The sequence below is a fragment of the Sedimentitalea nanhaiensis DSM 24252 genome, assembly GCF_000473225.1.
Taxonomy (GTDB): domain Bacteria; phylum Pseudomonadota; class Alphaproteobacteria; order Rhodobacterales; family Rhodobacteraceae; genus Sedimentitalea; species Sedimentitalea nanhaiensis.
In genome coordinates this window covers 3,918,352-3,931,482 of record NZ_KI421509.1, presented here as the reverse complement: position 1 = coordinate 3,931,482, position 13,131 = coordinate 3,918,352, and the positions used below count along the sequence as shown (strand labels likewise).

Below are 13,131 nucleotides of genomic sequence, written 5' to 3'. Positions count from 1 at the left end.
GGCTCAGACCTCGTCGGCAAAATGTTTCATCGTCAGCAGGATCGGATTGGGCGCCGCCTGCCCCAGCCCGCAGATGCTGGCATCGACCATCACCGCGCAAAGCTCGTCCAGCAACGGTTTGTCCCAGGTGTCGGCCTGCATCAGCTTGACCGCCTTTTCGCAGCCCGCCCGGCAGGGGGTGCATTGGCCACAGCTCTCGTCCTCAAAGAACCGCAACATGTTCAGCGCCGCGTCCCGCGCCCGATCCCGGTCGGACAGGATCACGATCGCGGCCGAGCCGATAAAGCTGCCATGCGGTTGCAGCGTGTCGAAATCCATCGGGATGTCATCCATGCTGGCCGGCAGCAGCCCCGCCGACGGCCCGCCCGGCTGATAGGCCTTGAACACATGACCCTCGGCCATACCACCCGCCGCCGCGATGATGTCGATGATGGTCGACCCCGCCGGCAGCAGGTGCACCCCCGGATTGCGCACCCGGCCAGAAACCGAAAACGACCGCAGACCCTTGCGCCCGTTCTTCTCGGTGCCGCCCAGAACATCGGGGCCCTCGCGGCAGATCCGCGCCACCCAATGCAGCGTTTCCACGTTATGCACCAGCGTCGGCCGACCGAAGATCCCCACCTGCGCCACAAACGGCGGGCGATGGCGCGGCATGCCGCGCTTGCCCTCGATGCTTTCGATCATCGCGCTTTCTTCGCCGCAGATATAAGCCCCGGCACCGCGGCGCAGGTCGATATACCCTGCCGGCACCAGCCCGGCGGCTTCCAGCGCGGCGATCTCCTGGGCCAGGATCGCCAGCACGGCGGGATATTCGTCGCGCATGTAGATAAAGCATGTTTCCGCCTGCACCGCCCAGGCCGCGATCAGCATGCCCTCAAGGAACAGATGCGGAGTGCGTTCCAGGTAATAGCGGTCCTTGAAGGTGCCCGGCTCGCCCTCGTCCCCGTTGACCGCCAGGTAACGCGGCCCGGCCTCGGCGCGCACAAAGGACCATTTCTTGCCCGACGGAAACCCGGCTCCGCCCAGGCCCCGCAACCCCGAGGACAGCACCCGCTCCTGCACCGCATCCGGCGTCTCGCTGCCCGCGCGCAGGGTTTGCAACTGCTCATAGCCGCCGCCCGCGCGATAAGCCGCCAGGTCCTCGTAATCAGGCACATGGGCATGGGTATCGTCTGCCGCGATCGCCGCCGCGACCTTGTCCGGCGTGGCACAATCGATGTGGTTGTGGCCGATCTCCAGCACCGGCGCCGTGTCGCAACGCCCCATGCAGGGCGCGCGCAACACCCGCACCTGCGCCGGATCCAGCCCGTCCTGCAACGCCGCGCGCAGCTGCTGCGCCCCGGCCAGCTCGCACGACAGGCTGTCGCAAACCCGGATCGTCAGCGCCGGAGGCGGCGCCTCGCCTTCCTTGACCACATCGAAATGCGCGTAAAACGTCGCCACCTCATAGATCTCGGCCTGGCTCAGCCGCATCTCCTCGGCCAGCGCCCGAAGATGCCCCGCGCTCAGATGGCCATACCGGTCCTGAATCAGATGCAGATGCTCAATCAGCAAATCCCGCCGCCGGGGCAAATCCCCCAACAAATCCCGAACCGCCTCAAGCGCATCGTCCTCGTACTGACGACCCTTCGGAAAAACACGACCACGCCCGCGACCACTCTTCCATATGCCTTTTGCGGTATCCAATGCCATCGGGTCCGATCTCCAAAACTATTCCCATTGTTTAATTTATTTTCCTATGGGTCAATACCTGATTGCGGCTGTTTTCCGGGGCTACGGCGGCGCGAAACACGGGGCAGACCGAAACCTGGTGAGGGTGTCGCCAAAATCCGGCAAGATCACCTGGTCATACGATGTGCCATGGAAATCAGACGATTATCACCAGTTGCGAGACATTCGGAGCGCCGATTTCAAACAGATTTGACAAATATGAAGGCGAGCTGTGCATCAATGACACCTAAGACACCGATGCGCTGGCGGATCAGAACATCGGCTAGCCAGAGAATTTCAGCTTGAACCCGAATCATAAACTTCCGTTTCTCGCCGTCGGTGCGATCCGTCACCTGCCCGGCCTCGGGCCTCAGACCAGGAACAAATAGTGACAGTAAAACGGACGCAAAAGAAAGCGGACCGGGTCTGGCGGTGGTGCCGTGACACGCCTTTCAGAAGCTTTCACCCAAAGCCATATAAAGGAGGATCCGGTTGTTAAGCAGGGCGGCCTCGGTCTCGATGACATTTACTTGCCGTTCAAGCTGGAATTGCTGCAACACCAGCAGGCCAGTCATGTCGATTGTACCCTGAACATAGCGGTCGTTGGCAAATTCGAGCGCTTCGTTGGCATCCTTTAGAGAGTCTCGCCAGTTGGCCAGCTCGGCACGCAACACGTTTTCGTTCGCCAATGCGGTTTCGACTTCATTGAATGCCTTGAGGACGGTCTGGCCGTATTCGGCGACCGCCACCGATTGCTTGGCAGACATCCTGACCACATCGGCTTGCAGGGCACCCCCGGCGAAGATGGGTTGCAACAAGTTGACCCCGACGCGCAGAAATTCCGGATTCGCCCCCAAGAGCGCCAGTTCCGGGTCCAGCAGAGTGCCTGCTGCCGCGTTCAGGGAGATGCCCGGCAGGCGGGCAAGCTTTGCCGTTTCCGATTTGTAGAATGCGGCTATGACCTTGTTTCGGGCAGCCGTCACATCCGGGCGACGATCAAGCAGCGAAAGAGGCAGGCCGGAGGCTGGCAAGCTGCCCGGCATCCGGGGAAAACGGGAGGCGGGTTTCAGTTTCAAACCCGGGTAGCGCCCCAGCAGCACCTCGAAGCTGCCGATGGCCTGGTTCTGCGATGTTCGGATCTGGCTGGTCGCGGCCTTTGCGGCAGCGACGCGCGAACGGGCCTGCACAACGTCGAATTCCGACACCTGACCTGCCGCGGCCTTCTTGTCGGTTAGATCCAGCAGATCGGAATAGACGGTCGTGGCTTGCCGACTGACAGCGATCAGCCGTGCCAGTTCGATATTGGCAATCCAGCTGCGTGCGACGGTAGCGGCAATCGACTGCTGCAGATAGCGGGCGTCATCGGAGATGGCTTTGGCCAGCGCAGCACTGGCAGCCTGATTGGCGCGCAGCTTGCCCCAGACGTCCAACTCCCAAGATGCCGCGATGGCACCGCCCTGAAGCGTGCTCGTGCGGTCACTTTCCGTCAGCTCCGAGCGTTGACTGCCCAGTTCCAGCCCGACCTGCGGCAGAATGGGGGCACCGGAAATGACAACGGTTTGCAGCGCCGCCTCGACCCGTGCCGCAGCGGCAACCAGATCGCGATTGTTTTCCAGGCCTTCGTTCACCAGGCTGGTCATGTCTGGATCGCGAAAGCTGGCGACCCAGCTGCCTTTGACCGCCGATGTTGGCACACCCGCTGTGGACCATGTCGCCGGAACCGCAGTGCCCGCCGGCAGTGCGTCCTTAAGCAGCGCGTCGTCCGTCGGTATCGGCTGCAGCTCGCAAGCGGCGAGCGCCAGCACCGCAACGGCGGCCCCTATGACCCCAAAAGGCACCCTGTTTGCTGCTTTTATCATGGTGCCCCCCAAATTCTGCTAGATTGGCAGCGGATAGACCCAGCGGGCCCATGTATATGTCCGCAGCGAGATTTGGCCCAGCCAGGTAAACGGATTGTCGCTGGTCAGGATCAACGTGGCGCCTCCGACACCAATGCCAAGCTGAATTGACGGGTCGTCAAGTGTGATCTTGACGGGCAATCGGGCCTCGGTATGCAACGGAATGTCAGGAAACAGTGGCAGATTGCCCGATGGTGTGTATTGACCTCGGCGGCTCGCATACCAGATTTCGTCGACCTTGCCGGTGAAATGCTTGCCGGGATAGGTGTTGATCGCCACGACGACGGGTTGACCGGGGCGAACGTTCATCAGGTTTTCCTGACGGTAGGCGGCAATCAGATACGGGTCCTGGTCAAGAATGAGGGTGGCGATCGCCCCCACGCGCAAGATCCCTGATACCATGCCTTCCTGCACCTGGAGGTTGACAATCACCCCATCATTGGGGGCCTTCATCTGGGTCTGATCCAGATAGTATTGCGCTTGGGCCAGTTCGGCTTCGGCCTGGATCACCGCCGTGTTCACCCCGTCGATCTGGGACGCATAGGCAAGCTCGGCGCGTTTTTGCGATTCCTGAGCCTCGGCGAGGGATGCCTCAGACGAATTGACCCGCGATGTCCATTCATCCGCCGATTCCTGCGAGCCCGCGCGCTGCGAGGCCAGAGTTGTGAACCGTTCCTGCTGGACCTTGGCAAAGTCGAGTTCGGATTGCGCGCGTGCGACCGAGTCCTTGGCAACGGCAATGTCGGCCTCAAGAATTTTGGCATTCTGTTTGGCCGCGACAACCGCCGCCTGGGCAGCCCTTACCTGCGATTTGTATATGCTCTGGTCGAAGACAAAGAGAATATCTCCTTTCTTGACCGGCATATTCTCTTTTACCCGCACCTCTGTGACCATGGTCGGCTCGGGTAATCGTGGCACCAGTTGGATGGTATGGCGCACGACCCGAACATCCGTGGAATACGGCGACTGCATCCTGGTCCCGACCAACGGCACGATGAGCAGGTGGAGCAGGAAGAAGGCCGATATCAAACCCCAGGTCGGGGTAAAGCGCATCCACTTGAATCTGACGAATACGATCCAGATGAAGGTCAGATAGGCCAGCGTGATTGCGACAACACCCAGCATGGATCAGATCTCTGGCTCTTTAGGGATCGGTTGTCCGGGCTCCGGTTCATCCACCTTGCCGTAGGCGTATTTTTTCAACCGCGCCAGATCTTCCTTGATTGCCTCGCGCTCTTCATCGGGAAATCTGCGGATATCGATCACATCTGTCGGTTTAAACGCCCAGGTAAAGGCCTGTATCCATGGCACGACCGCTAAAAAACCGGTCCAGCCCATGGTATAGACCGCTTCGGCTTCGGGATGGTTGCGCGCGATGGCGATACGCCCCGGCAACCCGAGCAGCCAGGCGATCGCAGCCAATCCGCCAAACACGCAAATCATTCCACAGGCAAGCGCCACGAAATCCCAAAAATAGTAGTAGTTCTGGATTGCGGACCATCCGCTTTCGGCGTTTTCCATAACTTTCCTCTGCTTCGGGTTCAGAAACTATCGAACAGGCAGGGTGTAACATCTTCGTGTGTAGTCAAAACTGTCTGGGATTTGTATCTTGTTTTCCACGATTTTCTGCACGCGATGCAATTTTGTCCAGTATTGGATAACTTTCAACAAGTGCTTGCCATAAAACCGAGAATATTGACAAAAGTGCCAAGACAAATCGGATTTTGGCCGATTGATTTGCTGCCATAACACTACTGCGGCAACAAGCGCGCGTGTTCGTCGCAAGATCATTGGGCACCCGCCATCGCTGATGGCGACACTGCTCCCGCCGCTCACGCGCTTGAATGTTTTCTCGGTTCCGTTTCGCCGATTGAAGTGGGGCTTGTCCGATCGGGCTGCATTCGAAGAGCAGCTTCGGTCGACTGAGGCAGAGGCCGGCCACAATAAATGGGCCAAAACGAGTCACCCCGTTCCGGCCCATTTGAACAAACATATCCGGCTTATGTGAAAATCAGCTGTCCAACATTTCCGTGCTGGCAAAGAACATGGCCTGACTGACCGCCGAGCGCACCTGTTCTTCTGTATATGGCTTGGCGATCAGGAATGCCGGTTCCGGGCGCTCGCCGGTCAACAGGCGCTCGGGAAAAGCCGTTATGAAAATGATCGGGCGATCGCCATGCTTTTGCAGGATGGCGTTGACGGCATCTATCCCCGATGAATTGTCCGCCAGTTGGATATCGGCCAGAATCAGGTCCGGCAAATGCCGTGCCGCAAGGTTTTCGGCATCATCGCGGGTGCGGGCGATGCCGGTGACCTGATGCCCCATGCCTTTGACGATCTCGGACAGGTCCATCGCGATAACGGCTTCGTCCTCGATAATCATCACATCGCCGCGCAGGCCGGTGGCCATTTCCCTACGTGCTATACCTACCAGATGCGACGCTTCGGACTGCGGGAGATCCATGATCTGCCCGATCTGATCGGCCGTAAACCCTTCGATGCTGTGCAGCAGGAGCGCCTCGCGTGAGTTTCTGGTCAGCCCGGCCAACCTTTGTTGTGCACGGCCTTCGGGCGTTTCATCTTCGGGCGTATCCACTGGTGCCCCGGACGAATTCCAGATGAGGTGAAAAGCCCTGAACAGGGCGACCTTGGGTGCCAGGTCCGGGTGCATTACGTTCCGGTCCGCCAGGATCGCTTCGAGGGTGGCCGCCGCATAGCGATCACCGGTCTCCTGCTTGCCGGTCAATGCGCGCGCATAGCGGCGCAGGTACGGCAGTTCGCCGCCAATAGCTGTCGCAAGGTCCGCGCTGGTCGTGTCTGTCATGATGCCCTCTGAAAAAATTTCGCTTGTCGGGAACTAAACGCTGCATTCCGGTGTTAGGTTGCATGAAGAGTACAAAAAATACGACGGCACAAGACTATATCATCACGGCTCAAGAACGATCGCAATGGCAAAGAAATCCAGAATGTCGCACATGGACGAACAAGTAATAGAGAATCTGAAACGCTTATACAGCGAAACCGCGCAGGAACCCGTTCCCGAGCGCTTCACGCGCCTGCTGCAACAGTTGCGCGATCAAGAGACGTCGGAGAATGGAGCCAAGGCGGAGGGCGAAGGCGAACAGTGATGCAGTGTCCGGACCCCCGAGAAGAGTTGGTGGAGCATCTGCCAGCCATGCGCGCTTTTGCGCTCAGCCTGTCGCGAAATTCGGCGACGGCCGATGACCTTGTACAGGATTCAATTGTCAAGGCTTGGACCAATATCGACAAGTTCGAGCCCGGCACCAATCTGCGTGCGTGGCTGTTCACGATCCTGCGCAACACCTATTATTCAATGTGCCGCAAACGCAGCCGCGAAGTCGAGGATCCGACCGGCGCAGTGGCTGGAAACCTTTCGGAAAAGCCGCACCATGACGGACGTCTGGCGATCAGGGATTTCCGCGCCGCATTCGCTCAGCTGACCGATGAACAGCGCGAAGCACTGGTTCTGGTCGGTGTCGAAGGGTTTTCCTATCAGGATGCTGCCAAGATGTGCGGTTGTGCGGCCGGAACAATCAAGAGCCGTGTCAATCGCGCGCGCAAGCGTTTGGCCGAACTGATGCAATTGGACGAAGACGACACGCTGGAACTGACCGATATCGCGACCGTCGCAGTGTTAACCGGCACCAAGGCCGTATGACCGCGTACAAACCCGCACGCCGGGTGGCGACTCTGAGTGTGTCGCGCCTGACCGTGCGGCTGATCATCGTCTTGTCGTTGGCCATTTTGCCTTTGGGCCTGGTTTCGACCTATCAGAGCTGGCAGATGCTAGAGGAAAGCCGCGAGCTGTCCAAGACCGGCCTGCTGGACCGCACCCATCGTGCGGCGGAACGTGAACGCGCCCTGATCGAGCGCAGTCTGGGCGTAGCCGAGGCGTTGGCGGGAACCGTGCCGGCCCTGGACCTGGACAGCCCTGAATGTGACATTCCGTTTGCGCGTTTAACTGGGATAAGCCACGAGATTTCCTTTGCGGCCTATGTCGATCAGCAGGGGGTTCTGAAATGCGCATCGAATGGCGCGCGCGATATGCTGACCGATGCAGAGGCATTTGAAGAACTGGTCGTGACAGCAGGCTGGTCTTTATCCTCCGGGCCCAACATCGCCGACAACGGCCATATTGTCCTCAGCTTGACCGTTCCTGTCACCGCGCCGGAGGCCCAGGGATTCATTTGGGTTGCCATTCCGTTCGCGGCCGCGAACGAATTGCTGGTGGCTCCGGACGACAGGGTAGATCTGGTTCTGTTCGACCGCGACGGGAAGATTCTGGCAACCGAAGATTTTTCCGAAAACCGGCGCGATGTCCTGCCATCTGACCGGGTGCTGGCCGAATTGTCCATGCCTGACGGATACGCGTTCAGAAGCCAAAACCATCTGGGTGAGGTCCGCGATTTTGCGATCGTGCCTATTGCGAATGACAAGGTCTACGTTCTGGGGAGTTGGCCCCCGGTCGAAGGGCCCGCCCAAGTGTTTTCCTGGCGCTCGCTGGGGCTGTTTTTTCCGGCGATGATCTGGATTATCAGCGTCGTTGTGGCCGTGGTCGGACTGCACCGGATGGTGATCCGACATATCAATCGTCTGCGATACTGGATGCGCCTCTATTCGGACAGCAGGGTCGGTTTTGAGAACGCCCGGCTAGAAGATGCACCAGAAGAGCTGGAATCCGTCGCCCGCACATTTCGCGCGATGACCACGCGCATTGCCGAGCAGGAACGCCAGCGTGCAGAAGATCTCGAAGAAAAGACGATGCTGCTGCGCGAGGTTCACCACCGCGTCAAGAACAACCTTCAGGTGATCTCGAGCATCATGAACATGCAGGTTCGCAATGCACAGAGCGACGAGGCAAAACGCATGATCCGAAGCCTGCAGGACCGGGTGATGGCGCTGGCCTCAATTCACCGGCGTCTGTATTTGTCGCACAAGCTGTCGATGATCCGGGCCGATGAATTGCTGTCTGACATCGTCGGCAACCTGGTGGTAATTGGTACCACCGACGGCCATGGCGTTCCGGCCAAGGTATCGACTCATTTCGACCCAATGCAGATTGCCCCTCAGCAGTGCATGCCTTTGTCTCTGATTATGACTGAAGCGATGACCAATGCGGTGAAATATTGTGGCGCGGCCGAAGATCAGCAGTGCTGGATCGACATTGCCCTGTCGGATTTGGGTCAGGGGCGGGTCTGTCTCAGCGTCGTGAACTCTTGTGCGCCCTCCGACCGGCGGGATAGCCAGAGTGGCGAGCGCGGCCTGGGCATCAGCCTGATCGAAACATTCGCCACCCAACTTGAAGGCACGCTTGAATACCGCGAAGAACGCAACACATACCAACTGCATTTGACGTTTACATTGATCCAGCCCCAGGATGACGACGACGAAACGGAACACGCTGCAATTGAAGACCTTGGGGCGATGTAAGCTGTCGTGCCCGGCAGATTGAATGAAGCCGCTTACCCATGGAAACTGAAGCAAAGTCTTCTTGAAGCTCCACCTTCATCACCAGCGCCGGGATCCCGGACTCTTCGGTGCCGGTTAAACCGACTGTTCACATCTCGACCGGTTCCGCAGCGATTTTAGCTGGCATTTTGCGATAGGTCAGGTGCGCGTCGGCTTGTGCGGCGTGCTGATCTGCCTGGGTCTGTAATGCGCCATGATGTGGAGACTTTACGCAAACCGGATCGGTCGCGCCGGCATCGCCGACAATCGCCATCGCCTGGCACCGGCAACCGCCAAAATCCACCGTCTTGCGATCACAGCTGCGGCAAGGGTCGGCCATCCATTCTGTGCCGCGATAGGCGTCGAATGCCATGTTGGTCTGCCAGATCTCTGCCAGCGACCGGTCCTGAACCCGGTCGAACCGCAGATGCGGAATGGTCTGGGCGGCATGACAAGGCAGAACCGTACCGTCCGGCACCACGTTCAGCCCGGTCGTTCCCCAGCCTCCCATACAGCGTTTGGGAAAATCCTCGTGATAATCCGCCGGGACGTAGTCGATAACCAGCCGCCCTTTCAGCCGCGCACGGGCTTCGGCGACGATCTGGGTCGCCTTCTTTGCCTGTTCACGCGTTGGCATCAGCGCATCGCGATTCTTCAAGGCCCAACCATGAAACTGAACAGTTGCAACCTCGATCCGCCGGGCACCCATCTCCTCGGCCATTTCCAGCGCACGCGGAAGCTGATGCAGGTTGCGCCGGTGCAGCACCGCATTCAGCGTCAGCGGAAAGCCGATCTCTTTGATCCATTCGGCAACTTGCATCTTGCGCGCGAAACCGCCGCGATACCCGCCGATTTCATCCGCCATCGTTGCGTCGGTGCCCTGCAGCGACAGCTGTACGTGATCCAACCCGACGGCGTCCAATTCGCGCAGCCGCTTTTCGGTCAGCCCGATCCCCGAAGTGATCAGGTTGGTATACAGCCCGGCCTCGCGCGCGGCGCGCACCAGATCGACAAGATCGCGGCGCGAGGCGGGCTCGCCGCCGGACAGGTGCAATTGCAGCACGCCCAGATCCGCAGCCTGCCGGAAAACGTCGCTCCAGGTTGCCGTGTCAAGCTCGGAGTTTTGCCGCGCCAGTTCCACAGGATTTGAACAATACGGGCAAGACAGCGGGCAGCGATGCGTCAGCTCAGCCAGCATTGCGATTGGAGGGGCGACGGTACTCATGGCGTCACGTCCAGGAATCTGCGGTCGCGTAATGCGCCCAGAAAACCGGCGCTATCCTTGGCGATCTGGTCCGCCGGTGCGTCGTATTTGGCCGCCAGCATCCGGGTGATCTCGCCAAAACTTCGGGTGCCGTCCACCTCGTTGAGAATGGCATGGCCGACATCGTCCAGCGTCACTGCGCGTTCTGGTGCCAACAGCACCCATTTCTCGCGTACTCGGTCAAAATGCACGCGAACACCGCGCGGCAGAACCGGGATATCCCTGTCTTTCATCACGATGCCCTCTGCAAAGCCAGGCCTTGACCCGGACACCACGCACCGGGCGGAATGCGACCCGGCTCTACATAGGCTCCCCACAGGGCGTCCAGCTGCGACCACAATACATCGGTCTTAAAGATCAGCGCTGCGGCGGCGGCATCCTGCTTTTCCTGCGTGTCGGCCTGATCCAGAACCCAGGCCAAACCAAATGCAACGTCCTTGGGGGCCTCTTTCAGGCGGTTGCGAAAATAGGACAGCGATGAGTCATCGGCAAAATCATAATTCTGCAGCAACCCCTCGATGCGACTGGCGTGAATTTTGGGGGCAAACAGTTCCGTCAGCGAGGCAGCGACCGCCTCAAGCAGGGTCTTTTCACGCACATAACGCACATAGGCATCCACGGCGAATTTTGTCCCGGCCAGTACACCCTGACAGGATGCGACATAGTCCGGGTCCAGCCCGACCGCTTCTGCCAGGCGCAACCAGCGGCGAATACCCCCTTCGTTGCGATCAGTGCCATCGTGATCTTCGATCCGAGACCGCCATTGACGGCGCAAAGCGGGATCTTCGACCCGAGACATGAACGCGGCGTCCTTCATCGGAATCGAATGCTGATAATAATAGCGATTAATCACCCAGGCGCGCACCTGATCCGGACTACAGCCGCCACCGTGCAGCAGGTCGTGAAACGGGTGCAGATCATGGTATCGTTCGGCCCCGATCTGACGCAGGCGGGCTTCGAAATCGGCACGGCTTTGGGTCATAAGGTAATCTCCATTCCATCCTGGCCGATGACCCAACCAGCCGCCTGCGCGGTGGCGCGCTCGGTCGACTCCGGGCGTAAGACAGGGTTGGTGTTGTTCATGTGGACATATACCTTTTGGCCGATGTTCAGGTCTGCAAAGGCCGCGATCGAGCCATCCGCACCATCCATGGACATATGTCCCATGCGCTTGCCGGTTTTCTGACCCAATCCGGCGCGGATCATTTCGTCATCGCGCCACAACGTGCCATCGAAAAACACCAGATCGGCCCTTTCCAGACGTGCGCGAAGGGCGTCGTTCAATATCGCACAGCCAGGGATGTAAAAGACCCGCCCTGAGGCTGTGCTCATTTCCACCCCCACGGTCTGATCTCCGATCAGATCGGTCTGGACCTCGTCCCCTTCCATGTACAGCGGCACCTTGCCCGGCACCGCAAAAAGCGTCGCTGTAAGCCCTTTGACCAGCTCAAAGGGCGTGTCCATTGCGATGGCTTCGCGACGTACCACCGACGGGTCAAGCGCTGCAAATATGGGGTTCTGTACCAGAACCTCGTGGATGCCCGCGGTCGCGAACAATCTGAACGGCTGCATTTCGCGCAAGGTCAGAAGGCCGGCGATGTGGTCAATGTCACCATTCGTGAGCAGAACCGAGCGCAGCGGCAACTGACGCGGACCCGAAGGAAAAAGACAAGCCGTTTGCGCCAGTTGCTGCCGAATGTCGGGAGATGCATTCAGGATCGCCCATTCGTTCCCTTCGGCGGTCACCGCGAGTGAGGATTGGGTCTGTGAAGGTATCTTGCCGCCTCGGGCCAGGTTGCAATTGTCGCAACCGCAGTTCCACTGGGGCAAGCCGCCTCCGGCAGCCGCCCCAAGGATATGCGCGCGCAAGGTCATGATGTTCTCGCGCGCCGTCGTCTCAGAACAGGACGCCGTCGTCGTCGTAGTCCGGGCCATACATATTGATTTCCATCCCGCATTCGATTTCGCGGATGACCGGTTTCGTCCATGCCATGGTGTATCTCCTCCTGGTTTGCGAACATTTCTATGGCTTCAAAGTGACAGACAGAACCGGTTCGGGCGAATCTTATTTTATAAGACCGGCATAGACTTTGGTCGCATTCAATCTGTCAATATCTCGGGTGGACGTCCATCCAAAACAAAGCCTTTGTTCCGTAATGTTTTGATTTCAAAGCCACAATCCAAGGAAGACAGCTTTTTCCTCAAATAGCCGACATAGACGTCGACGACATTTTCGTGCCCCGTCCCACCGCGCATCCATAGCGCGTCAAAAATTTCACCACGTGGCAGGGGGGTCCCGGCATGGCGCACCAAAAGGTCCAGAACCTCGAACTCCCGTTCTGTCAATGTAACCTCGCCGCTATATGCCGACAGAGTGCGATTGGCGCGCGACAGGCGTGCGGGTTCCGGATGTTGCGCATCCGCGCGACGCTCCTGCACCCGCAGACGCGCAACCAGCTCGTCAAACAGGAACGGTTTGACGACATAATCGTCTGCCCCTGCCTCAAGCCCGGCAGCGCGATGGTCGACATCCGACAGGGCGGACAACATCAGGATCGGACCGCTCATCCCGGCGGCGCGGGCCCGGCGCACCAGTTCGATCCCACTGTCCGCTCCCAACATCACATCGACAACCGCGCCCGAGAAATCCTCGCCCATCAGCCGGGCCAGCCCCCGGTCGGCACGGTTTTCCGCTTCGGCGTCATAGCCGTACAATGCCAGCCCCCGGATCAGAGCCGATGCGATTTCCGGATCGTCTTCGATGATTAACAGCCGCGTTGTCATATTCGC

General features: G+C 59.2%; 15 protein-coding genes. 3 read left to right on the top strand and 12 right to left on the bottom strand.

The genetic code is table 11. The annotated features are described in order from the left end of the window. Nucleotides 1-3 precede the first annotated feature (3 nt). The 6 genes from NANH_RS0121490 to NANH_RS0121465 form a co-directional block, all read right to left on the bottom strand. The gene (locus tag NANH_RS0121490; RefSeq protein WP_027263896.1) at nt 4-1,692 is read right to left on the bottom strand and encodes an NAD(P)H-dependent oxidoreductase subunit E; all 1,689 of its coding nucleotides are present in this window, start codon (nt 1,690-1,692) and stop codon (nt 4-6) included. A gap of 218 nt (nt 1,693-1,910) precedes the next feature. Further along, nucleotides 1,911-2,063 carry a hypothetical protein gene (locus tag NANH_RS28705; protein ID WP_154665589.1) on the bottom strand — a complete coding sequence of 51 codons (153 nt, stop codon included), beginning with the start codon at nt 2,061-2,063 and terminating at the stop codon, nt 1,911-1,913. Between the two features lie 99 nt (nt 2,064-2,162). Then, nucleotides 2,163-3,569 (bottom strand): efflux transporter outer membrane subunit, encoded by a 1,407-nt coding sequence (locus NANH_RS26835; protein ID WP_051372538.1) that lies wholly within the window; start codon nt 3,567-3,569, stop codon nt 2,163-2,165. Between the two features lie 18 nt (nt 3,570-3,587). Further along, nucleotides 3,588-4,733, bottom strand: coding sequence for an HlyD family secretion protein (locus tag NANH_RS0121475; protein WP_027263894.1), 1,146 nt, complete (start codon nt 4,731-4,733; stop codon nt 3,588-3,590). Between the two features lie 3 nt (nt 4,734-4,736). After that, entirely contained in the window at nt 4,737-5,129 is a 393-nt protein-coding gene (locus NANH_RS29105) for a hypothetical protein (protein ID WP_074920791.1), read from the bottom strand. A gap of 490 nt (nt 5,130-5,619) precedes the next feature. Beyond that, the gene (locus NANH_RS0121465) at nt 5,620-6,432 is read right to left on the bottom strand and encodes a response regulator (protein ID WP_027263893.1); all 813 of its coding nucleotides are present in this window, start codon (nt 6,430-6,432) and stop codon (nt 5,620-5,622) included. A 124-nt stretch (nt 6,433-6,556) separates the two neighbouring features. Here NANH_RS0121465 and NANH_RS0121460 point away from each other — a divergent pair, with 124 nt between their 5' ends. The 3 genes from NANH_RS0121460 to NANH_RS0121450 are packed head-to-tail and all read left to right on the top strand — an operon-like array spanning nt 6,557 to nt 9,059. After that, complete coding sequence (locus NANH_RS0121460) at nt 6,557-6,736, top strand: NepR family anti-sigma factor (protein ID WP_027263892.1); 180 nt, start codon at nt 6,557-6,559, stop codon at nt 6,734-6,736. Then, nucleotides 6,736-7,287, top strand: a complete 552-nt coding sequence (locus NANH_RS0121455) for an RNA polymerase sigma factor (protein ID WP_027263891.1) — start codon at nt 6,736-6,738, stop codon at nt 7,285-7,287. Before NANH_RS0121460 ends, NANH_RS0121455 begins: the two co-directional genes overlap by 1 nt. Next, nucleotides 7,284-9,059 (top strand): sensor histidine kinase, encoded by a 1,776-nt coding sequence (locus NANH_RS0121450; RefSeq protein WP_036050194.1) that lies wholly within the window; start codon nt 7,284-7,286, stop codon nt 9,057-9,059. Before NANH_RS0121455 ends, NANH_RS0121450 begins: the two co-directional genes overlap by 4 nt. A gap of 127 nt (nt 9,060-9,186) precedes the next feature. On the opposite strand, the gene pqqE is transcribed toward NANH_RS0121450, so the two are convergent. From pqqE to NANH_RS0121420, 6 genes are all read right to left on the bottom strand, one after another. Further along, a complete protein-coding gene (gene pqqE / locus NANH_RS0121445) occupies nt 9,187-10,302 on the bottom strand; it encodes a pyrroloquinoline quinone biosynthesis protein PqqE (protein WP_027263889.1) in 1,116 nt (371 codons plus the stop codon). Next, the gene (gene pqqD / locus NANH_RS0121440) at nt 10,299-10,574 is read right to left on the bottom strand and encodes a pyrroloquinoline quinone biosynthesis peptide chaperone PqqD (RefSeq protein WP_027263888.1); all 276 of its coding nucleotides are present in this window, start codon (nt 10,572-10,574) and stop codon (nt 10,299-10,301) included. Before pqqD ends, pqqE begins: the two co-directional genes overlap by 4 nt. Next, the gene (pqqC, locus tag NANH_RS0121435) at nt 10,574-11,323 is read right to left on the bottom strand and encodes a pyrroloquinoline-quinone synthase PqqC (protein ID WP_027263887.1); all 750 of its coding nucleotides are present in this window, start codon (nt 11,321-11,323) and stop codon (nt 10,574-10,576) included. The genes pqqD and pqqC overlap by 1 nt, the downstream gene beginning before the upstream one ends. Then, complete coding sequence (pqqB, locus tag NANH_RS0121430) at nt 11,320-12,216, bottom strand: pyrroloquinoline quinone biosynthesis protein PqqB (RefSeq protein ID WP_027263886.1); 897 nt, start codon at nt 12,214-12,216, stop codon at nt 11,320-11,322. The genes pqqC and pqqB overlap by 4 nt, the downstream gene beginning before the upstream one ends. 22 nt (nt 12,217-12,238) lie before the next feature. Continuing rightward, on the bottom strand, nt 12,239-12,334 hold the full coding sequence (pqqA, locus tag NANH_RS0121425) for a pyrroloquinoline quinone precursor peptide PqqA (RefSeq protein WP_027263885.1): 96 nt from the start codon (nt 12,332-12,334) through the stop codon (nt 12,239-12,241). A gap of 107 nt (nt 12,335-12,441) precedes the next feature. Further along, entirely contained in the window at nt 12,442-13,125 is a 684-nt protein-coding gene (locus NANH_RS0121420) for a response regulator transcription factor (protein WP_027263884.1), read from the bottom strand. Nucleotides 13,126-13,131: the final 6 nt, after the last annotated feature.

What these genes read in the sequence shown, in the direction of transcription:
- NANH_RS0121450 (WP_036050194.1), top strand. Translation starts at nt 7,284, where the DNA reads ATGACCGCGTACAAACCCGCACGCCGGGTGGCGACTCTGAGTGTGTCG.
- NANH_RS26835 (WP_051372538.1), bottom strand. Translation starts at nt 3,569, where the DNA reads ATGATAAAAGCAGCAAACAGGGTGCCTTTTGGGGTCATAGGGGCCGCC.
- NANH_RS0121465 (WP_027263893.1), bottom strand. Translation starts at nt 6,432, where the DNA reads ATGACAGACACGACCAGCGCGGACCTTGCGACAGCTATTGGCGGCGAA.
- NANH_RS29105 (WP_074920791.1), bottom strand. Translation starts at nt 5,129, where the DNA reads ATGGAAAACGCCGAAAGCGGATGGTCCGCAATCCAGAACTACTACTAT.
- NANH_RS0121460 (WP_027263892.1), top strand. Translation starts at nt 6,557, where the DNA reads ATGGCAAAGAAATCCAGAATGTCGCACATGGACGAACAAGTAATAGAG.
- pqqB (WP_027263886.1), bottom strand. Translation starts at nt 12,216, where the DNA reads ATGACCTTGCGCGCGCATATCCTTGGGGCGGCTGCCGGAGGCGGCTTG.
- pqqE (WP_027263889.1), bottom strand. Translation starts at nt 10,302, where the DNA reads ATGAGTACCGTCGCCCCTCCAATCGCAATGCTGGCTGAGCTGACGCAT.
- pqqA (WP_027263885.1), bottom strand. Translation starts at nt 12,334, where the DNA reads ATGGCATGGACGAAACCGGTCATCCGCGAAATCGAATGCGGGATGGAA.
- NANH_RS0121420 (WP_027263884.1), bottom strand. Translation starts at nt 13,125, where the DNA reads ATGACAACGCGGCTGTTAATCATCGAAGACGATCCGGAAATCGCATCG.
- NANH_RS0121475 (WP_027263894.1), bottom strand. Translation starts at nt 4,733, where the DNA reads ATGCTGGGTGTTGTCGCAATCACGCTGGCCTATCTGACCTTCATCTGG.
- pqqC (WP_027263887.1), bottom strand. Translation starts at nt 11,323, where the DNA reads ATGACCCAAAGCCGTGCCGATTTCGAAGCCCGCCTGCGTCAGATCGGG.
- NANH_RS0121490 (WP_027263896.1), bottom strand. Translation starts at nt 1,692, where the DNA reads ATGGCATTGGATACCGCAAAAGGCATATGGAAGAGTGGTCGCGGGCGT.
- NANH_RS0121455 (WP_027263891.1), top strand. Translation starts at nt 6,736, where the DNA reads ATGCAGTGTCCGGACCCCCGAGAAGAGTTGGTGGAGCATCTGCCAGCC.
- pqqD (WP_027263888.1), bottom strand. Translation starts at nt 10,574, where the DNA reads ATGAAAGACAGGGATATCCCGGTTCTGCCGCGCGGTGTTCGCGTGCAT.